This window comes from Carboxylicivirga agarovorans (assembly GCF_050589845.1).
GTDB classification, from domain to species: Bacteria; Bacteroidota; Bacteroidia; order Bacteroidales; family Marinilabiliaceae; genus Carboxylicivirga; species Carboxylicivirga agarovorans.
Genome location: NZ_JBNGPA010000037.1, coordinates 25,371 through 46,086, shown reverse-complemented (window position 1 = coordinate 46,086; position 20,716 = coordinate 25,371). Strand labels below are relative to the sequence as shown.

Genomic DNA, 20,716 nt, shown 5'->3' with positions numbered 1-20,716 from the left:
TTCAAATTAGTTGATAATAGTTTGTAGAGTCAGATAAAGAGCCAAAGCGGTTGTGATTATTCCAATCGAGAAAGATTCACCTATACCTAATTGCTTTGCTTTCATAGGTCTTACATAAAGCAAATCATTGGGGTACACATAGTAATACTCAGAGTTTACAACATTTTTATCGGTCAGATCAATCTGATAAGTTACTGGTCCATCAGGTAACTGACGCACCAGTTTCATTTTGCGTTGTTTACCAAATGGGGTTACGCCACCGGCCATTGCAACAGCCTCAAATATGGTTACCTGCTCTTTTTGCATTGTAATAACACCTTGCTTTCTGAATTCACCCAGAGCGGTAAAGGTGTTGGATGCCAACTTAAAGGTGAGGCTGTATTCTTTCAAAAATGGTTTTAATGCTTCCTGAACACGCTCTTTACCCATTTTCACATTACAATTGGTCATATTGATTTTTCCAACATAAGGGAAGTCAATATTCATTGAATCATCTATCTGGTAATAGAAAAAGTTTTGGTTTCGTTGAACATTATTGTTATTCCCTTGTGCCTGGTTAAAGAATTCCGAAATTTTAGGATCAGGAGTTGAGACGTTGATAAACAGATAGTCATTCGGTTGAAGGAAATATTTATCTGTAATGTTATCAAGCGGCTGATAAGGATTTTCGTAATTCTTATCATCACTTTTATCTTGCAATAAAACGATCTCTTTTTGCGGAATGCAACTCGAAAACATGGCCGCAGCAAAAAGTATATACGATAATTTTGATAAAACCTTCATCGAAATGGTTTGGTAAGTTCTTTTATGTGTGTGCATTGCTATTGAGTGAATTTGCGAACTCTAAAATAGAAAAAAGATATGTTTGCTCATATGTATCTGCAAAAATAAGCTTTTATTCGTTTTTTTAGCCTTATTAATCCTATGTTTAAAATTTTAAACGGATATTATCTTTTGGAAATTGCACAGCGTATCATTGTGTTTTGGCTAAGGTTCAGAGAATCAGGCCTGATTAATGAAGATTCTTAATTTTGCAAATTTATTTATACCTGCGATTTGAGATTTGTTGGGACTTCTGCCTAAAAAACTGACTACTATCTGTTATAATTTTTTAATTTTGCACAAAATTTAAAATAGTTACAGGAATGTTTGAGAATCTGAGCGAAAGGCTGGAGAGGTCATTTAAACTACTGAAAGGTGAGAGTAAGATCACCGAACTAAATATTGCAGAGACACTTAAGGATATTCGTCGTGCATTGTTAGATGCCGATGTTAACTATAAAACAGCCAAAACCTTTACCGAAACAGTGAAGCAAAAGGCCATGGGCCAGAATGTGCTTAATGCTGTTAAACCAGGAGAAATGATGGTGAAGCTGGTTCATGATGAACTGGCTGTTTTAATGGGGGGGACATCGATAGATATCAACCTTAAGGGTTCTCCGAGTATTATTTTGATCGCGGGTTTGCAGGGATCTGGTAAAACAACGTTTACCGGTAAATTGGCTAATTTGTTAAAGACCAAAAGAAGCAAAAATCCTTTATTGGTGGCTGGTGACGTTTATCGTCCGGCAGCTATTAACCAGTTACAGGTGCTTGGTGAGCAAATTGGAGCGACGGTATATACTGAAGAAGGATGTAAAGATCCTGTTAAGCTGGCTAAAGATGGTATAAAGCAGGCAAAAAAAGGTGCGCATGATGTAGTGATCATTGATACCGCTGGTCGTTTAGCTATTGATGAACAGATGATGGAGGAGATTTCGGCTGTTAAAAAAGCTGTAAATCCTGATGAGATTCTGTTTGTTGTTGACTCGATGACAGGTCAGGATGCTGTTAATACTGCCAAAGAATTTAATGACCGTTTAGATTTTGATGGAGTTGTATTAACCAAGCTGGACGGTGATACACGGGGTGGTGCTGCTTTATCGATTCGTAGCGTTGTTGATAAGCCCATTAAATTTGTTGGTACAGGTGAAAAGATGGAAGCATTGGATGTTTTCCACCCTAGCCGTATGGCCGACCGAATTTTGGGAATGGGTGATATTGTATCCCTTGTTGAGCGCGCCCAGGAGCAGTACGATGAAGAAGAAGCGCGTAAACTGCAGAAGAAAATTGCCAAGAATCAGTTTAACTTCGATGATTTCTTAAAGCAGATACAGCAGATCAAAAAAATGGGTAACCTGAAAGATTTGGCTGCTATGATACCTGGAATGGGTAAAATGTTGAAGAATATCGATTTTGATGATGACGCGTTTAAAGGTATTGAAGCAATAATCCGTTCAATGACACCGGCCGAGCGTGAGCAACCGGCAATTATCAACGGAAGCCGCAAAAAGAGAATTGCAGCTGGTAGTGGAACAACTATTCAGGAAGTGAATCGACTCATCAAGCAATTTGATGATACACGAAAAGTAATGAAGATGATGACAACCGGCAATAAGATGGGCAAGATGATGGGAAAAATGCCTATGGGACGCCGTCGATAAAAAATGAACTTTTAGAAAAGAAGCACAACTGTGCTTCTTTTTTTATACAGGCATCTGTTGAGCTTATTAATTAATAAGGTATTGAGAATTGCTATTATAATTAATAACTAACTTGCCACTTTAATAGAAACCCCTAAATCAATAACCATGCAACTGATTGATGGAAAACTAACATCTAAAGAAGTTAGAAAAGAAATTGCTGCAGAAGTAGAGGCTATCAAAGCCGCAGGTGGTAAAATCCCCCATTTGGCAGCCATCCTTGTAGGCCACGATGGTGGTAGTGAATCATATGTATCAGGTAAAATGAAAGCCTGCGAGGAAGTGGGTTTTAAATCGAGCCTGATACGTTACGAAGATAATGTAACGGAAGAAGAGTTATTAGCAAAAGTAAAGGAGTTGAATAACGATCCTGATATTGACGGATTCATTGTTCAGTTGCCATTGCCTAAGCATATTGATGAAGATAAGGTTAATGAAACCATTGATCCACGCAAAGATGTGGATGGTTTCCACCCGGTTAACGTTGGTCGTATGACCATTGGAATGCCTGCTTTTATTTCGGCTACTCCACAAGGTATTATGGAATTATTGAAGCGCTACGAAGTTGAGACTTCAGGCAAACATGTGGTGGTAATTGGTCGTAGCAACATTGTTGGCCGACCAATGAGTGTCTTGCTTTCTCAGAAAGGTAACCCTGGTAATGCTACAGTGACAGTGGCACACAGTCGTACAGCTAACCTTAAAGAACTGTGCTTAAGTGCTGATATAATTATTGCAGCTATTGGTGCTCCTGGTTTTGTGAAAGGAGATATGGTGAAAGAAGGAGCCGTGGTGATTGATGTTGGTACCACTCGCGTACCTGCCACCGATACAAAATCGGGATGGCGATTGAAAGGTGACGTCTTGTTCGATGAAGTGGCGCCAAAATGTTCCTTTATTACACCAGTTCCTGGAGGTGTAGGTCCTATGACCATTACTTCATTGATCATTAATACGCTTAAATCGGCTAAAAAAGAGATATACAGCTAGATTGATGACAAAAATATTTGAAGGGCTGGCATATTTCGCCGGCCTTTTTTTATGGTATTAATTGTGCATGTTCTGTCATATAGTTGATTTTGAAGGTAAACAGTGGTAACTTTTAAGTAAAAGTCACCTATGAAACTGCCTGAATCTTATTACAATCCATTATCGCTGACAGGAACTGTTATCAGTTCGGTATCACTCCTGCTTATTTTTCTTTCTCTTTTATTGTCTTTCCTGTTCAATGCAGGAAGCTCATACCTGGGTTTGTTTTCATTTATATTAATGCCTGCCATAATGATTGTTGGTCTGCTATTAATACCACTCGGTATGATGCGTGAAGCACGCCGGCTTAAAAGAGCTAAAAGGGAATTATCACCGAAATGGATGGTCATTGATTTTGGTGATCCCCGTTACAGAAATGCAGCATCAGTATTTGGTATTGGAACAATTGTCTTAATGCTTTTAACTGCGGTTGGTAGTTATGAAGCCTATCATTACACTGAATCGGTTGAGTTTTGCGGACAGGTGTGTCACCGTGTAATGAAACCAGAGTACATCACCTATATGAATTCGTCTCATGCAAGGGTGGCATGTGTTGAGTGTCATGTTGGGCAGGGGGCAAACTGGTATGTTAAATCCAAATTATCGGGATTATATCAGGTTTACGCGGTACTGGCTAATAATTATCCGCGTCCCATACCAACGCCTATAAGTAATCTAAGGCCCGCCAAAGAGACCTGCGAAGAGTGCCATTGGCCAGAGAAATTTTATACGCCACGTTTGCAATATGCACAGCATTTTTTATCCGATTCATTGAATACAAGGTGGGATATTCAATTGCGCATTAAAACAAATAGTTCGCACAGTAGTGCCAACTTAAGTGAGGGTATACACTGGCATATTAATCCGGACGTCAGAATCGAATACATTGCTGAAGATGACAGTCGTGAGATAATTCCATGGGTGCGCTCAATAGATCTGTCATCGGGAGATACTGTAGTTTATGAGGATAGTTGGGTTCCACTTGATTCTGCTACAATAGCGACTGCAACACCACGTGTTATGGATTGTATGGACTGTCATAACCGTCCATCTCATAATTACCTGTTGCCACAGCAATTTGTTGATCAAGGTTTATCTTCAGGTAATATTCCATTGCTGCCTGGTGTCAAAGCCCTGACGATGGATATCCTTAAAGATCCGTATCCAACTGAAGATTCAGCATTGGTGGCTATTCGTACCCTTATTTCGAATTATTATGAGATTAACCATCCTGAAATATCGAAAGAGGATGTGAATAAGGCTGTTAAGGGGGTTTCTGATGGGTATTTGCGAAATATATTTCCTGAAATGCAGGCAAGCTGGGATGTTTATTCCGATCACATCGGGCATATTGCGTATAATGGTTGTTTCAGGTGCCATAATGATTCACACATCAGTCGGGATAATCTAAAGATCACACGTGATTGTGATGCTTGTCATTCCATACTGATGCAAGGTTCACCCGGACAGGAAGAGTTTTCTCCGGTAAATGGTTCATTACCCTTCAGGCATCCTGTTGATATTGACCAGGTATGGAAAGAGTCGCTCTGTGCCGATTGCCATCGGTATCTTTATTTATAAATTAAAGGTTGATGACTTTGTCTGCGTCGCTTTGCAAGGTGATTATATCGGGCATTGTGCCTTTTATACCGGCAATTGGTTCGCTGATCTGATAATGACTCAGGCAGGTGCCGCAGGCTATTAATTTAACGCCTTTGTTCTCCAGGTTTTTGAGTTGTTCTACAACAGGACTACCTTTTTCCAATACTTTAACTCCTTCGTTATAAAATACTATAAATGAGGGCAGACGATTGTCTTCATTTATTATTCTGAGGTAATTACCTAATAACTGAATGGCCAGTTCACTATTGCCTGATCCCATGCCGTAACGGCTTATCTGAAGGAGGTCTGTTAATTTTTTCATCGGTTTTGATCTTGATTCGCCAAAAGTAATTAAAAGCCCTGGATGACGGCATGTGTATGCGATTGTTTCTTACAGCTTATAATTATTAATCTTGAGGAGATGATAAGGGCTCACTAAAAAGCTAAAACCATAAATCCAACTTTTCGATTCTTCGCATAACAGCAGATTGACTTCGTCCTAATAGCATGGCGATTTCCTTTACTGTTTTGCCCTGGATAAAAAGCTGCTTCAGTTCTGCTTCTTCCATTTTTGACCATAACTGGTTGCTTCGTTGTGGCTTGACTTTCTTTAATTTTGGTTTGACCGATAAGTTTAAATTGTTACTAACGGTATTGAAATCATGTATCTGGTAGGAAGTAGGCAGCAAGTGGACTGGTATGTGAAGCTTGGACCTGGCGCGTGTGGCAGCTACATAAAGCAGATTGATTTCTTCGGCAAGACTTTCTGGATTGATCTCCTGTGCCCTTATGGCTTCCTTTGAGTCAATGACCTGTTGTTCGCTAACGAAGTCATCCATAATGAATACCTGGTCGTATTCCATCCCTTTGGCTTTATGCACAGTGGAAAATACCATGTCAGCCTTGTCCTTTTCCGCTTCATCAACAGTGCACTCTTTTATGCGGTTGATAAAGAAAGGAATGTCTTTATGGTACTTCTCCACTAAGTCGACCAATGCTTTCAATGAGGTATCGGAAGTTTCTTCCAGATAATCTTTTAAGTGATCGAATGAAGGAATGGTCTTAAGTAAATCATCTTTTATTAAGTGGCGTTGATTATTGTATAGGTTAAGCACATCGTAGATGGAGCCGCCATCATCAGAAAACGTATAGGAGCTAAGTTGTCCTTCAAAATATATTTTATTGATTTCCCGTTGCTGAATGAGCATTTCAATGGCACGTGACACTAATTTGCTGTTTGAGCGTGCAAGTGTAATACGACTGTTTATGGCTTTTTGATTGCCTAAGCCAAGTATATTGACCTTGCTATTTTGACCAATTTCTGCTTTAAGTTGAAGAATGGATTTAGACAAACGCGCAACTTCCTGATTAAAACGAAAACTTTTACTTAAGTCCATGATTGGAAAGTCGACCAACTGCAGGGCGTTGATGGCAAAACGCCAGCCATATATTTGCTGGTGCTGGTCGCCAATGATGATCTTTTTGGCCGGTTGTTTGATAAAGGCATCTAGCATTGCTCCCGAGGCATCCTGTCCTTCATCAAATAAAATATAGTCGTAGGGAAGTGTTGGTTTACTTAATTGAAATTGCTTCAGGTAGAAATCGTGAATGATATCAATTTCACCTTTATGCATCTTAGCCAGAAAGAGGCGTGTGTAGTTTACGATCAGCTCATGGTTTTCGGTGGCAAATGACAAACTTTCAAGATTGCTCAGGGTTTCCAGGTAGTTGATCTCAACAACTTTGTGTGCTTTAGAATTGCAGAAATAACGGACAAACCGATAAACGTGACTCGCCAGTTTCAAATGTGACAGATCACCAGCTTTGGGTCTGATACCAAGGATAGCAGCTACTTCATGAGCCTTGTAGTCAAAACGCAATTTGTAGCGTTGATAAGGCGCTACATATTTATAGGCAAGAGAATGGGCAGTTTCAACCCTTACATTATTGAGTCCCATTTGACTCAATTTGTATTCAGCTTCAAGTTTTACAGACTTGTTAAAAGCCAGGTATAATACAGGTGATTCGGCTCGTCTTTGAGCATATTGCAAAATGGTTGTTGTTTTCCCTGAACCGGCTACAGCATTTACCTTTAAATTGCCTTCATGTTCAATTATCTTAAGCTGTTCATCTGTTAATTGCATTGTGTCATATTAAGTCGGAAGTACTTTGAAAAGTGTCGTGCATAGTGAGCTAAGTAACGAAGCGATTCACATGTTTACTATTCAAAATCATGAATGGCAGACGATAATTACATTAGGCTGGTCAGCTACATATGGCTATTAAAAACAAGACCCATATTAGATGGGAATACATCGTCACTGCTTCTGTTTATTGATCACCTTTTGATTGAACAGTTTATTAATTCGTTTTTAGCTTCCGAATACCCGTTTTAAAATATCATTAACGCGCGCCATCGGATCTTTACGGATATGTGCTTCTTCTTCAGCAATTTTGATGAATAATCCATTTAAGGCCTGTTCGGTAAGGTAAGCATCCAGATCTACATTAACAGTATTGAGTCCGGCCATTTGCCCCAGTGGGTTATCGGCAATTTTATTCCATTTACCAGTCAGGGTTTCCCAAGACATGTTGGGTGAAATGCCGGCCGCTATTTCTTTGTCTAATGAAGCTTGAATCTTAGGATTGTATAGTTTAAATAACTCGTCGTAAGTGCTGGATTTTAAGTATTTAGTGGCTGCATCTGAATCGCCGTTCAGGATAGTAAAAGCATCAGTGATGGTCATTTTTCTGATAGCACCCCAGAATACAGGTCCTGCATCTTTGGCAGCATCTTCAGCAGCTCGATTAATGTGCAATATGACATCTTCAATAACTTTATCGCCCCCCGGTATTTTAGATGCGTTTTTAACAATGATATCTGCCTCTTCAGGCAATAAAATTTTGACCATTTCATCACCATAATAACCATTCATGTGACCTAAGCGGGCAGAAGCAGAGTCGGTTCCCACTCTCAGGGCTTCACGTAAGCCTGTTGCTACATCAGCTTCAGTTAATGGAGCAGATGCATTGTACGTGTCAATAACAGCAGTCAATTCAGCGCAGGCAGTTAATACAATTATGGGCAGGATGTAAATAAGTCTCTTCATAAAGCTTCTAATTAGGTGATTATCTTCTGGATTTGAAGTTGTTTTTATTCTGTTTTGAGTACTGTTTAGGCTTGTTTTTCCGACTTTTGGATCGCTTCACAGCTTCTTTGTTTTCCTTCTCTGGAAATAGTTTTTTTATCATGTCGAAGCGCTTAAAATTCTTCAGGCGATCTTTGATCTTTTCCTGGAATTCTTTCTTGTACCAAAAAAGGTACATGCGCTGCTGCAGCTTCTCATTTTTAGTTCGGGGTGTATAGGTTTCTTCAAGAGTATATGGATGTACGCCTGAATAATAGATCACGGTAGCAACGGTCATGGGTGTAGGAGTGAAGTCCTGAACCTGTTCGAGCTTAAAGTCCATATCGTGGGTTTCACATGCCAGGTTAGCCATGTCAAGCTCCTCACTTCCCGGATGACTTGAGATAAAGTATGGAATTATTTGCTGTTTAAGTTGTTTCTCCTTATTGATACGATCAAAATCGGCCTTGAATTTATGAAATAGCTTAAAGGTAGGCTTACGCATGATCTTCAAAACCTGATCTGATGTGTGCTCGGGAGCTACTTTTAAACGTCCGGAAACATGATTGACGATCAGCTCTTCCATGTATGCTTTGTGGCTCTTTTGTTCTTCTGAGGATGCCATTGGGTTATAGAGCATATCGTAACGCACACCGCTGCCTATAAAGGCTTTTTTAATATCCTTACGACTATTAACTGATTTGTAAATATCAGTCATTTCACTGTGATCGGTATTCAGGTTGGTGCAAATATTAGGATGAATACATGAAGGACGGGTGCATCGCTGGCAAATTCGCAGGTTTTTACCTTCCATTTTGTACATGTTGGCACTGGGACCACCCAAATCTGACAGGTAACCCTTGAAATCAGGCATTTTTGCAATTTCATCCACCTCTTTCAGTATGCTATCTTTTGAGCGCGATGCAATAAACTTACCCTGGTGCGCAGAAATGGTACAAAAGCTACATCCCCCAAAGCATCCGCGATGCATGTTTACCGAAAACTTGATCATCTCAAAGGCTGGAATAGGCCCTTTGGCTATGTATCGAGGGTGAGGCAATCGGGTGTAGGGTAAATCAAAAGATGCATCCAGTTCGCCGGTTGACATTGGTGGATACGGCGGATTGATAACTATCTTTTGCTCATTAATAGCCTGTATAAGTCGTGCTGCATTCCATCGGTTAGACTCTTCTTCAACATGTCTGAAGTTTTTTGCGTACTTAATTTTATCGGTCACACATTCTTCATGGGAATGTAATTCTATGTCTTTCCAGTTTTTATTTTTGGGCAATGGCGCTTCTTTATCCAATAAAAATGCGGTTTGTGGAATTGTCTTAAGGCTTTCGACAGGCACACCCCGGTCAATAAGACGTATTATTTCCAATAAGGGCTGTTCGCCCATGCCATACACCAATAAATCAGCTTTTGACTCTGCCAGAATACTTGGCTTAAGCTTGTCTGACCAATAGTCATAATGGGTTACACGTCGCAGGGAAGCTTCGATACCACCTAACAATACGGGTACATCCGGATATAGTTCTTTCAGTATATTGCAATAGACTACTGAAGCATAATCGGGGCGCTGACCTGCACGACCGTCGGGCGTGTAGGCATCATCAGAGCGAAGACGACGATTGGCGGTGTAATGATTCACCATTGAATCCATGGCACCGGCAGTAACACCAAAAAAGTAATTGGGTCGTCCCAGCTTTTTAAAATCCCTTAGGTCATCGCGCCAATTGGGCTGGGGGATGATCGCCACGCGTAAACCGTGTGCTTCAAGCATTCGGCCAACTACAGCAGCACCAAAGGCAGGATGATCAATATAGGCATCACCTGTAAATAAAATTACATCAACGCTATCCCAACCACGCCTTTCAACCTCCTTGGCTGATGTAGGCAACCAATCTTCCATCTTATTCCTTTGCTCTATTTTTGTCATATCGTTGGCAAATGTAGCTGAATTTTAATTATCTTGCTTTCACATTTGTTCTGTTGCATCAATTTATTAGCAACTTTATGATAGGTTAACCACTAAAAGAGTTAAAGGTTTTTTTTTATATTTTAAAACCAATGTTAACTTTGTAATGAAAAATTTGGCCATGACAGATCCAAATAGCGAACTAATTGTTGAGTTAAAAGAAAAAATAAACAGGCTTGTTCAACAGTACCAAAGCTTAAAGTCGGAGGTGCAACTGTTGGAGGATGAGAAGAGTAGATTGATAAGTCAGTTGGAGTCAGCATCTAAGGAATACAATAACCTGGAGCAACGATTCAACAATTTAAAGTTATCGAAGGAATTGGTAGCCGGAAGCACAGAGGCTAGTGATACAAAAAAAAGGATCAGTCAGATTGTGCGGGAAATTGATAAGTGTATTGCACTATTGAATCGTTAAGCAAGTTAAATGGAAGATAAACTATCTATACGCGTTAACATAGCCGACAGGTATTATCCGTTACGAATCGATCGTAATGATGAAGAGCGCATCCGTTTAGCTGCTAAACTCATTAATGAAAAGGTTTCACAATATAAGCAACGTTATTCAGATAAAGATGTACAGGACTTCCTGGCGATGGCAACATTACAGTATGTCATTAAGTTATTAGAGCTGGAAAACCGTCACGATGTGGATCCATTCATTGCCCTGGTTCGCGATTTAAATGAGCAATTAGATAATGTGTTAGCTAATAAGACTGATAGAGTTTTGTAGTTAGTATATTGTAATTTAGAAGTTTACCCGTATTATTTGTTTTGTTACTTTAGCTAGTAGGAAGACACTATAATGCGGTTTTGTTATATATATAAATGCGATAATATGGAATTACCATTAGTAATAGGAATCGCAATTGGAGCACTTTTGACAGGTGGTTTGGTTACATGGCTGATAATAACCAAAGCATTGAAAAGCAGGAGTGAGCGAGTTGTGAGAGAGGCCGAAGCGGAAGCTGAAGTCATTAAAAAAGATAAAATTCTACAAGCCAAAGAGAAGTTCCTTCAGTTGAGAACGGAGCACGAGAAGGAAATCAATTCCCGTAACTCTAAAATGGTGAATGCCGAGAATAAATTAAAGCAGAAAGAAGCTGCTATATCTCAGCGTATTGAAGAAAACAACCGTAAGCGAAAAGAGGTAGAAGCTATTCGTGAAAATCTGACCACTCAACTAGAGATCGTTGAGAAAAAAACAGAAGAAGTTAATAAGGCGCATAAACAGCAGGTTGAACAGCTGGAAGCTATTTCAGGTATGTCGGGTGATGAAGCTAAAGATATGCTTATGGAGAGCATGAAAGCTGAAGCTAAAACCGAAGCTATGTCGTACATCAACGATATAATGGATGATGCTAAGATCAATGCCAATAAAGAGGCAAAGCGTATTGTTCTTCAAACTGTACAACGTGTTGCTACTGAAACGGCTATCGAAAACTCAGTTACCATCTTCCACATTGATTCTGACGAAATGAAAGGTCGAATCATTGGTCGTGAAGGTCGTAATATTCGCGCTTTGGAAGCTGCTACCGGTGTTGAAATCATTGTGGATGATACACCTGAAGCTATCGTTCTGTCGGCATTTGATCCAATGCGTCGTGAAATAGCACGACTGGCATTGCACCAGTTGGTAACCGACGGACGTATTCACCCTGCCCGTATTGAAGAGGTAGTAAATAAAGTACGTAAACAGGTAGAGGAAGAAATTCTGGAAACCGGAAAGCGAACTGCTATTGATCTTGGAATTCATGGTCTTCATTCCGAATTAATCAAGCTTGTTGGTAAGATGAAATACCGTTCATCTTATGGTCAGAACCTGTTGCAACACTCACGTGAAACGGCCAACCTGTGTGGTATTATGGCATCGGAACTCGGCTTGAATGCTAAACGTGCCAAACGAGCTGGTTTATTGCATGATATAGGTAAGGTGTCAGATGAGGACCCAGAATTGCCACATGCTATTTTGGGTATGAAACTGGCTGAGAAATATAAAGAAAAGGCAGACATTTGCAATGCCATTGGTGCTCACCATGATGAAGTGGAAATGACCACGATGATAGCACCGATTGTACAGGTTTGTGATGCTATTTCAGGTGCACGTCCGGGGGCTCGCCGCGAAATTATCGAGGCATATATCAAGCGTTTGAAAGACCTTGAAAACCTTGCGTTGTCATACCCTGGTGTACTTAAGACTTATGCTATCCAGGCAGGACGAGAGTTAAGAGTGATTGTGGGAGCTGAGAAAACTTCCGATAAGGAAGCTGAAGAGCTGTCATATGAAATTGCACGTAAAATTCAGACTGAGATGACTTATCCTGGTCAGGTGAAGATTACGGTAATTCGTGAAACACGCGCTATTAGTTACGCAAAATAGTCAATGACAATATCATAATAATTAAAAAGCGGCCATTGGTCGCTTTTTTTGTTTGTTTCTTCTGACTAAGGTTTCGAAAATGTTGACCAACGGTTAATGTTTTTGGATGGGCTTTGTTACATTTACAGCACTAAATACTAACATAATGGAGAGAATACTTGAAAGCAAAAAAGTACTGGTAACAGGAGGTGCGGGTTTTATCGGCTCAAATATTTGCGAGAAGCTACTGGCTCAGGATAATGAGGTGGTTTGCCTTGATAACTTTGCAACTGGGAAAAGGGTGAATATAGAGCCATTTTTAAGCAATAAAAAGTTTAAGCTTATAGAAGGTGATATAAGAAACTTAAATGACTGCATGGAGGCTGCAAAAGGAGCAGAGATTGTCTTACATCAGGCAGCTTTAGGTTCTGTGCCTCGTTCAATAGGAGACCCCATTACATCGAATGAGGTTAATGTTTCAGGTTTTCTTAATATGTTGGTTGCTGCACGTGATAATGGTGTGAAGCGATTTGTATATGCCGCGAGTTCATCAACCTATGGTGACAGTACCAATCTACCTAAAGTGGAGGACGTGATCGGAAAGCCCTTGTCGCCTTATGCCATTACCAAATATGTCAATGAGTTATATGCAGATGTTTTCGCTAAACTCTATGATATGCAAATAATCGGTTTACGGTATTTTAATGTTTTTGGCAGACGACAGGATCCGGACGGAGCCTACGCTGCTGTAATTCCAAAGTTTGTCAAATCACTGATTCGTCATGAATCGCCGGTTATAAATGGAGATGGAACCTATTCAAGAGATTTTACCTACATCGATAATGTCATTCAGGCCAATGAGAAGGCTGCAACAGTTGATAATATTGAAGCGGTTAATACCGTATATAATGTTGCCTTTGGTGAGCGAACAACGCTAAATGAGTTAATTAACTCTTTACAAGAGTACTTAAGCGACTTTGACAGTGAAATAGCCAATGTTGAAATCAAATACGGTCCGGAACGCGCAGGTGATATTCCGCACAGTTTGGCATCGATTGCGAAAGCTTCAGAATTATTGAATTACAATCCAAAGTATAATATACAATCGGGCCTTAAGGAGGCAATAGGCTGGTATTGGGAGAATTTGAAGTAATATAAACGTTGGTGCGTACTATATTCTTGGTTCTTTTTTTCTTTACATATAGTTCAAAAAATTATATTTGTAGAAAATTTAAAACCTATGATCAAAAAAATTACAAAAACTTTAGCCCTTAGTTTCTTATTATTCGGAGTGTTCGCCTGTGGAAGCGATAGTGAAGGACCTGATACCGAGGGGCCATCAGTTGACATCACTACTCCCAATGAAACTGATACTTACAAAAGAGGTTCTGCACTTCCGTTAAACGCTAAATTCACTGATAACAGAGAATTAGCCAAGTGTATAATTTCAATATCATACGTGACACCAACAGGATCAGCTCAGTTAAAAGGTATTGGTACACCTTGGGCACCTGCTGAAAACGGTGATACTGAAGTGATCATTTTTACAGAGAAGAAAGAGCAGGTTGTAACAATTGACAAGTTATTTGGAGATGAGATTGAAGCTGCATGTTTGGGAGGTGATTACAAACTTAAGTTTGAAATGTCTGATGCTGAGGGAAATCAATCAGTTAAAGAAATTACAATAAAAATCGGAGGTTAATTCACTGATAAGATTATGATATTAAAGGGCTTCGGCCCTTTTTTTAGATGTATACTTTAATAAAAGACTGCTATGTATGATTTTGATAAGATAATAGAGCGCTCGGGTACGAACGCTTATAAACTGGATTTAAGAGAAAAGTATTTTGGTACCGATGATCTTCTACCCTTATGGGTGGCCGACATGGATTTTGCGGCACCACCTGAGATTCAGGAATCTATAATGGCCAGAGCACGTCATGAAGTATATGGGTATACAATACGCAAAGAGGAGTTTACAGGAGCTATAGTTGACTGGTGTGCCTATAAGCACCAGTGGACCATTAAAGATGAGTGGATCGAATACTCTCCGGGAGTTGTTCCGGCATTGGCTTTTTCAGTTCTGGCATTTTCCAATCCTGGAGACGGTGTTATTATTAATACACCAGTTTACCCTCCGTTTTACTCAGTTATTGGAGGTAACAAACGAAAGGTACTAAAGAATGGTTTATTAAATAAAGATGGTCGGTACGAGATTGATTTTTACTTGTTGGAGGAGCAGGCCAAATTAGAAACGACTAAAATTTATATGCTGTGCTCTCCACATAACCCGGTGGGGCGAGTATGGACGAAAGAAGAGCTTCTGAAAATACATGCTATTTGCAGTAAGTACAATGTATTGGTACTGGCTGATGAAATTCATTCTGATTTGGCACTGTTCAATCATAAACATATTCCTTTTGCATCTGTTTCTGAAGAAGCGGCGCAGAATAGCATTTCCTTTATGGCACCCTCAAAAACCTTTAATATTGCTGGTTTTAGCACATCATATGTTGTGACTGCCAATAAGGACTTGCTGGAAGCTTATCGACAAATGCAAAATAACCTGCAGCTGCATATGGGGCATCTGTTTAGTGGTGTGGCTCTTACTTCAGCATATAACAAAGGGAGAAGTTGGTTAAACGAACTAACATCATATCTTGAGAATAACATCCTGTTTATTGAAAATTACCTTAAAGATAAGTTGCCGGAACTTGAATTTTTCAGGCCTGAAGCAACCTATCTGATATGGATCAATTTCAAAAACTGGAAAATGAATCAGAAGCAATTAAAAGAGTTTTTGGCATTTAACGCGAAAGTAGGGCTGAATGATGGTTTATCTTTTGGTTCGGAAGGCAGAGGTTATATGCGTATGAATGTGGCCAGCCCGAAGATAACTATAGAAAAAGCCCTTAATCAGATAGCAGAAGCATATAATAAGCTGTAAATTCAGCGTTAGTATAGAAGTGACCTCAATGAAAAATATCCTTTTGATATTTGCATGCTTATTATCAGGTTGTGGAGTATACCTTGAATATCCGCAGCTTGGTAATAATGTTCAATGGAAACTGATTCATTACAATGATACAGCTGTGTATCGGCTTGCTGCAAAAAAGGCACTTATTGATTCGGTTATCGATGTTTCTAGCAAAGAGGTTTTCCATACCGATAACAAACAGGTATTTAAACTGCCGGGTTCACGCTTAAAGCCTGGTATTAATGAATTATCATTCAACTTCTATTCAGGAGGAAAAAAAAGGCGTTCAAACGAGCATCTCTATATGGTTTCAGATACAGAGCCATTGCAGATGGAGTTGGATGATTATTATATCCTGAAACATGATAAAGAGGCTTTTACCCAAGGACTTCTTTTCCTCAATGGGCATTTGTTTGAATCAACAGGATTAACCGGACAGTCGTCCTTACGAATTATTAACCCCGAGAACGGTGATTTGATCCGTAAGCTGGACCTGGATCCGGAAATTTTTGCTGAAGGTATTGCTTCAATCAATGATGAATTACATCTTTTAACCTGGAAAGATGGTCTTGTTTACCGGTTTAGCCATGAACTGGAACAATTGAGTATTTATCCCTATCGACAAGAAGGTTGGGGACTGACTGTTCTCAATAACAAAATGATAGCCTCTGATGGATCCAATAAATTATACTATTTATCAGATGCTTATAAGGTGGATTCTGTTGTTCATGTTCTTAATCATCGGGGAGCAGTACCTTATATCAATGAGCTGGAATGCATTAACGGTAAAATTTGGGCCAATGTTTTAGGTGATGATAAAATTATTGTGATCAACCCCCTAAACGGTAAGGTGGAGGTCGAAATTGAAGCATCAAAATGTATTGACCGGCATCGCTACCCTGATGCGGGAGTAATGAACGGAATAGCCTACGATGCCAGAAACGGTATGGTTTACCTGACCGGAAAAAATTGGCCATACCTCATTGTTTGGCGACTTATGTCCTTTGATAAATCGAATAAATAAACTATGTTTGTTAACAATCGTTAACAGTTTATTTAGTGTTAATCGTAAGTATCCGGTATTTGAATTAAGGTGTTCAAATACAGTATGTATTAAGGGGAAAAGGTATTGAAATGGCTGCTGTCAGAGTTGTTTTCTGTATGACCAGCTTGAACCGGACTTTACGAATTTACACTATTTAGGGAAAAATTCAACCAATCAATGCACAGGTTTGCATCTAAGATATTTATTATTCTTGTAGTGCTTAACTATCAGTTAATTTGCGCACAATCAGGTGTAAAAGAGTTTGATTTGCTGCTTAGTTCATTTCCTGAATTGGATAAGAACAAGGATGGTATGCCCGATGAGAATTTCATTTGGCTTAACAGGGATGGAAAGATCACTCGTATTGCTGCCAGTAACATCATTGTGCGTGACTCTTTAGTTGCCGATCTATCATTTTTACCTTTCCTGGAACAACTGGATCTGTCAGCCAATCAGTTGCGTTATCTAAACTTGTCTTTTGGAAAAGATAATTCACTTAAAGTACTGAATTTAAGTGAAAATAAACTTGTGGATTTGTCTATTAATACAAAGGAACTGAAGCAACTGCAAGAGCTGGAGTTATCGGGCAATCAACTAAAAAGCTTCGACTATGATTTTGCCGTTGATAATAAGTTACGACGTTTAAATATTATTAAAAACCAACTTGAAACGATTTCCATTGATTTTCAAAAGTTAAATAAGCTGGAAGTCCTGTTGTTGAGTTATAATCAGCTGGACGAGTTTCTGCATGTTTCTTCAGTCAATAGCCAACTTCATACTTTATTTATTGATCACAACAGCCTGACCGTTTTCGATAATGACCTGAGCCGCTTTGTTAAACTCAGGGAATTAAACTTATCGTCCAATAAGTTGCAACGTTTTAGTCCTGATTTAAGTGGTTGTAAAAACCTGCAACGCCTGGCCTTAAGTAATAATGAACTTGTAGATTTTGACTATGACTTATCAGGATGTAAAAGTTTGGCTGGGTTGTACTTAGCCTCAAATAAAATTCAGGAATTCACAGGCAATCTGAAAGGATGTGGTTTGCTTCAGGTTATTGACTTATCATTTAATGATTTGAGGTACTTTGAAGGAGATTTCAAGAGTAACCCGAAATTAATTAAGTTGCTGCTTAATTCAAACTACATATCTGAACTTAATATTGACTTAAGAAACTCAACGGAGCTAAGGGAGATTGATTTATGGGGTAACAATCTCTATAAGTTTGATGTCAACATTAATAGTTGCAGGAACCTTGAAGTGCTTAACCTGGGTAATAATAATCTGGAGTTTTTTGCACCAAGTTTACGGTACAACAAGAAGCTGAATAAGCTTTTTCTTGGAAATAATCGTTTATCGGTATTTAATCAGCAACTACAAAATCACAAACAGCTCGAAATCCTGATGCTGCGAAACAATCAGCTTTATGAGTTTACAGCACAAATAAACCGTTGTCCTGCATTGATAAATGTTGATTTGTCCAATAATCAATTGACACATTTTGAGTATAATTTAATGACTTGTCCAAATCTTAAGTATTTGGATATTAGTAACAATAAGGTAGATCAGTTTAAAATAGGCTTCAAGCGTAACTGGCAGCTTGAAGTATTGCGGCTTAATGGTAATGAAATCAGTGTGTTTGATGCACAGCTATTTCATTGCCCTAATTTGAAGGAAATTGATTTATCTGATAATAATCTGCAACAGTTTGAAATAGATCTGTTAAACCAGCATAAGCTGGAGGTGCTGGCCCTTAATAATAATGAACTGAATGATGTTAATCTCAAGTTGTTTAATTGCCGTGAATTAAAGGTCCTGGATCTGTCATTTAATCAGCTTGATACGTTTAGTCTTGATCTGAGAGCCAACCATAAGCTTGAGATTCTGAATTTGTCTAATAATCAACTGACAAAGTTCTCCGATTTAAAAGTGAACGGATATCGAACGAAAGTGCTTGATTTGAGCTATAATAAGTTAAGTCATCCGAATATAAACTTTTACCTGTTTCCTCAATTGAGAGAACTTAATCTTCGTGGAAACTTTATATCACGATTTAACTACAATCTTCGGAATAATGAGCAGTTGGTTTACCTTGATCTAGGGGAAAATTACTTAAGTTATATCGAAAGTAAACTTAATTACTGTCCGCGATTGAGGTATCTGATTCTAGACAATAATGATTTTAAGCAATTTGCACACAACCTTGATAGCTGTAAATTTATACATACCCTGGATTTGAGTCATAACCGCATTGAGTACATTGGAACATCAATAGGTAAGATGCGAAAAATACGACAGTTGGATTTATCATATAATAAGCTGTACAATGTGCCTTTTTCTTTTAGAAACTTAAGCGAACTGAGGTATTTAAACCTGAGTAACAACCATATCAGCTTCTTGGATAATGGCCTTGAGATGTGCTATAATCTAGAAAGTATGTTGTTGAACAATAATCAGTTGGTTCAATTTGATATTGAGTTTGATGACATGTTTTATTTAACAGAAATTGATTTGTCTGCCAACGATTTATTCTTTTTTGTAGCTAACCTGTCTAATAGCTTTAACTTGCGTCGCATTGATTTTTCAGATAACAACATTGCCCTTTTAAAGCTTGACTTAAACGAATGTTGGTTTTTTGAGTCGCTTGATGCATCAGACAATATAATAGAACAGGCATATTTTGATTTTAAAGGTTGTTCACTCATTAAGGATATTAATTTGAGTACCAATAAAATTAAGTCGCTTGATCTTAATCTGGAATGGAGTCCCTATTTAAAGAATCTGTATCTCGATAATAATCTGTTAAGTGATTTGGATTTAAAGCTCTCAATGGGAGTGGAGCTGGATTCGCTGACCTTGAATAATAATCACTTACCACCTGATTTTCTAATAAATGCAGGTAAAAACTATGGTAATACGGCCCGGTTTTTTACTTATAAAGATCAGTACTCGCCCGGTTTGCTTAAATGGCAAAAAGTTAATTCCAGTCAAATTGTGTATTCATTGATTGCACGAATCGACGATCTTAGAATTGATTGGTATTTTAATGATAAATGGGTTAAGAGCGAAGCCAATCAACTGGTTATTAATAGTAAGTATGAAGGACTTGTCGAATGTGTTATTAGTCATTTCGATTTGCCGGGATTGAACTACTCATATCAGGCTTATTTAAATGTTGATGTACCCAAAGAACAAATAATGGCTTTAAGTAGCTTTTATAGTGAATTGCAGGGAGACAAGTGGAACAGTAATCATGGCTGGGACCAAATCAAACGGGGAAAGCGTTTGGCCAAGTCTTTTCTGGCATTGTACGGTATAAGTTTCGATAAAAAGGGTAATGTTACAAGTATTGATTTACATGATAATCATTTAAGAGGTTATCTGCCTGCCAATTTTAATGCATTTAAGAAGTTAGAACAGCTTGATGTCTCAAATAATGAGATTGCCGGAGTTTTAGCTGATGATGTTTTTGGCAGTCAATTAAGCTCTATCAACCTTTCAGGTAATCTATTTCGTGAATTTAATGCCGATTTACGATTACTGACAAGTCTTTCTGATTTCAATATAAGGAACAATCATCTTCATTCATTTACACCCTTTTATGCTGATACCATGGCGATAAGAGAATTGGATATCAGTTATAATCGTCTTGATAGTATAACATACAAAGTCAATTCACCTGAATTGAAACTCTTTAGTTTGCAGGGTAATAATCTGCAAAAACTGGATTTAGACTTAACAAACTGCTTAAAGCTTGATACACTTAACCTTTCAATGAATTACCTGAAGTTTGAACATCTCACTCCATTGCTTTATAATTTGCCAAAGAAGGTGGGAAAGCTGATAACCGGTCAACAAAAAATCAAGTATAAGCTGGCGTATGACAACGGTGTAAGAGCTGTGTATGTTAATGATGTAATGGATAAGACCAATACCATAAAATGGTTTAAAGCAGGAGAGGCCTTAAATATACAAAAACCCTATATTGGGCTTAAAACAGAATACTATCGTGAGTATTCTGCTTATATTGAAAACCCGTTTTTCCCTGGTACTTCTATTGAAGCAGTCTGGTAAAT

General features: G+C 38.6%; 16 protein-coding genes. 11 read left to right on the top strand and 5 right to left on the bottom strand.

Translation table 11 applies throughout. The features are described from left to right. Nucleotides 1-6: 6 nt before the first annotated feature. The gene (locus tag ACRD69_RS21915) at nt 7-783 is read right to left on the bottom strand and encodes a polysaccharide biosynthesis/export family protein (protein ID WP_430817294.1); all 777 of its coding nucleotides are present in this window, start codon (nt 781-783) and stop codon (nt 7-9) included. 362 nt (nt 784-1,145) lie between these two features. Here ACRD69_RS21915 and ffh point away from each other — a divergent pair, with 362 nt between their 5' ends. The 3 genes from ffh to ACRD69_RS21900 all read left to right on the top strand — a co-directional run bounded on the left by ffh (nt 1,146) and on the right by ACRD69_RS21900 (nt 5,132). Next, a complete protein-coding gene (gene ffh / locus ACRD69_RS21910; protein ID WP_430817293.1) occupies nt 1,146-2,483 on the top strand; it encodes a signal recognition particle protein in 1,338 nt (445 codons plus the stop codon). A 147-nt stretch (nt 2,484-2,630) separates the two neighbouring features. Further along, complete coding sequence (folD, locus tag ACRD69_RS21905; protein WP_430817292.1) at nt 2,631-3,512, top strand: bifunctional methylenetetrahydrofolate dehydrogenase/methenyltetrahydrofolate cyclohydrolase FolD; 882 nt, start codon at nt 2,631-2,633, stop codon at nt 3,510-3,512. Between the two features lie 129 nt (nt 3,513-3,641). Next, the gene (locus ACRD69_RS21900) at nt 3,642-5,132 is read left to right on the top strand and encodes a cytochrome c3 family protein (RefSeq protein ID WP_430817291.1); all 1,491 of its coding nucleotides are present in this window, start codon (nt 3,642-3,644) and stop codon (nt 5,130-5,132) included. Nucleotide 5,133: 1 nt separating this feature from the next. Here the strand turns inward: ACRD69_RS21900 and ACRD69_RS21895 are convergent, their stop codons facing one another. The 4 genes from ACRD69_RS21895 to ACRD69_RS21880 form a co-directional block, all read right to left on the bottom strand. Further along, a complete protein-coding gene (locus ACRD69_RS21895) occupies nt 5,134-5,475 on the bottom strand; it encodes a DsrE family protein (protein ID WP_430817290.1) in 342 nt (113 codons plus the stop codon). 121 nt (nt 5,476-5,596) lie between these two features. Then, nucleotides 5,597-7,297, bottom strand: a complete 1,701-nt coding sequence (locus tag ACRD69_RS21890; RefSeq protein WP_430817289.1) for a 3'-5' exonuclease — start codon at nt 7,295-7,297, stop codon at nt 5,597-5,599. A gap of 228 nt (nt 7,298-7,525) precedes the next feature. Continuing rightward, nucleotides 7,526-8,263, bottom strand: a complete 738-nt coding sequence (locus tag ACRD69_RS21885; protein ID WP_430817288.1) for a DUF4197 domain-containing protein — start codon at nt 8,261-8,263, stop codon at nt 7,526-7,528. A gap of 19 nt (nt 8,264-8,282) precedes the next feature. Then, complete coding sequence (locus tag ACRD69_RS21880; RefSeq protein WP_430817287.1) at nt 8,283-10,223, bottom strand: YgiQ family radical SAM protein; 1,941 nt, start codon at nt 10,221-10,223, stop codon at nt 8,283-8,285. A 160-nt stretch (nt 10,224-10,383) separates the two neighbouring features. Between ACRD69_RS21880 and ACRD69_RS21875 the strand changes: the two genes are divergently transcribed. The 8 genes from ACRD69_RS21875 (at nt 10,384) to ACRD69_RS21840 (ending at nt 20,714) form a co-directional block, all read left to right on the top strand. Then, nucleotides 10,384-10,677: a hypothetical protein gene (locus tag ACRD69_RS21875; protein WP_430817286.1), complete on the top strand. Its 294-nt coding sequence runs from the start codon at nt 10,384-10,386 to the stop codon at nt 10,675-10,677. Nucleotides 10,678-10,686: 9 nt separating this feature from the next. Next, a complete protein-coding gene (locus tag ACRD69_RS21870) occupies nt 10,687-10,992 on the top strand; it encodes a cell division protein ZapA (RefSeq protein ID WP_430817285.1) in 306 nt (101 codons plus the stop codon). Nucleotides 10,993-11,097: 105 nt separating this feature from the next. Then, the gene (gene rny / locus ACRD69_RS21865; RefSeq protein WP_430817284.1) at nt 11,098-12,639 is read left to right on the top strand and encodes a ribonuclease Y; all 1,542 of its coding nucleotides are present in this window, start codon (nt 11,098-11,100) and stop codon (nt 12,637-12,639) included. 145 nt (nt 12,640-12,784) lie between these two features. Next, a complete protein-coding gene (locus ACRD69_RS21860) occupies nt 12,785-13,771 on the top strand; it encodes an SDR family oxidoreductase (RefSeq protein ID WP_430817283.1) in 987 nt (328 codons plus the stop codon). Nucleotides 13,772-13,858: 87 nt separating this feature from the next. Next, complete coding sequence (locus ACRD69_RS21855; RefSeq protein ID WP_430817282.1) at nt 13,859-14,320, top strand: DUF4625 domain-containing protein; 462 nt, start codon at nt 13,859-13,861, stop codon at nt 14,318-14,320. Nucleotides 14,321-14,392: 72 nt separating this feature from the next. After that, nucleotides 14,393-15,565 (top strand): MalY/PatB family protein, encoded by a 1,173-nt coding sequence (locus ACRD69_RS21850; RefSeq protein WP_430817280.1) that lies wholly within the window; start codon nt 14,393-14,395, stop codon nt 15,563-15,565. Nucleotides 15,566-15,593: 28 nt separating this feature from the next. Continuing rightward, nucleotides 15,594-16,619: a glutaminyl-peptide cyclotransferase gene (locus tag ACRD69_RS21845; RefSeq protein WP_430817279.1), complete on the top strand. Its 1,026-nt coding sequence runs from the start codon at nt 15,594-15,596 to the stop codon at nt 16,617-16,619. Between the two features lie 198 nt (nt 16,620-16,817). Next, nucleotides 16,818-20,714, top strand: coding sequence for a leucine-rich repeat domain-containing protein (locus ACRD69_RS21840; RefSeq protein WP_430817278.1), 3,897 nt, complete (start codon nt 16,818-16,820; stop codon nt 20,712-20,714). Nucleotides 20,715-20,716 lie beyond the last annotated feature (2 nt).

Excerpts from the sequence above, each read along its gene's own strand:
- ACRD69_RS21915 (WP_430817294.1), bottom strand. The coding sequence starts at position 783 with ATGAAGGTTTTATCAAAATTATCGTATATACTTTTTGCTGCGGCCATG.
- ffh (WP_430817293.1), top strand. The coding sequence starts at position 1,146 with ATGTTTGAGAATCTGAGCGAAAGGCTGGAGAGGTCATTTAAACTACTG.
- folD (WP_430817292.1), top strand. The coding sequence starts at position 2,631 with ATGCAACTGATTGATGGAAAACTAACATCTAAAGAAGTTAGAAAAGAA.
- ACRD69_RS21900 (WP_430817291.1), top strand. The coding sequence starts at position 3,642 with ATGAAACTGCCTGAATCTTATTACAATCCATTATCGCTGACAGGAACT.
- ACRD69_RS21895 (WP_430817290.1), bottom strand. The coding sequence starts at position 5,475 with ATGAAAAAATTAACAGACCTCCTTCAGATAAGCCGTTACGGCATGGGA.
- ACRD69_RS21890 (WP_430817289.1), bottom strand. The coding sequence starts at position 7,297 with ATGCAATTAACAGATGAACAGCTTAAGATAATTGAACATGAAGGCAAT.
- ACRD69_RS21885 (WP_430817288.1), bottom strand. The coding sequence starts at position 8,263 with ATGAAGAGACTTATTTACATCCTGCCCATAATTGTATTAACTGCCTGC.
- ACRD69_RS21880 (WP_430817287.1), bottom strand. The coding sequence starts at position 10,223 with ATGACAAAAATAGAGCAAAGGAATAAGATGGAAGATTGGTTGCCTACA.
- ACRD69_RS21875 (WP_430817286.1), top strand. The coding sequence starts at position 10,384 with ATGACAGATCCAAATAGCGAACTAATTGTTGAGTTAAAAGAAAAAATA.
- ACRD69_RS21870 (WP_430817285.1), top strand. The coding sequence starts at position 10,687 with ATGGAAGATAAACTATCTATACGCGTTAACATAGCCGACAGGTATTAT.
- rny (WP_430817284.1), top strand. The coding sequence starts at position 11,098 with ATGGAATTACCATTAGTAATAGGAATCGCAATTGGAGCACTTTTGACA.
- ACRD69_RS21860 (WP_430817283.1), top strand. The coding sequence starts at position 12,785 with ATGGAGAGAATACTTGAAAGCAAAAAAGTACTGGTAACAGGAGGTGCG.
- ACRD69_RS21855 (WP_430817282.1), top strand. The coding sequence starts at position 13,859 with ATGATCAAAAAAATTACAAAAACTTTAGCCCTTAGTTTCTTATTATTC.
- ACRD69_RS21850 (WP_430817280.1), top strand. The coding sequence starts at position 14,393 with ATGTATGATTTTGATAAGATAATAGAGCGCTCGGGTACGAACGCTTAT.
- ACRD69_RS21845 (WP_430817279.1), top strand. The coding sequence starts at position 15,594 with ATGAAAAATATCCTTTTGATATTTGCATGCTTATTATCAGGTTGTGGA.
- ACRD69_RS21840 (WP_430817278.1), top strand. The coding sequence starts at position 16,818 with ATGCACAGGTTTGCATCTAAGATATTTATTATTCTTGTAGTGCTTAAC.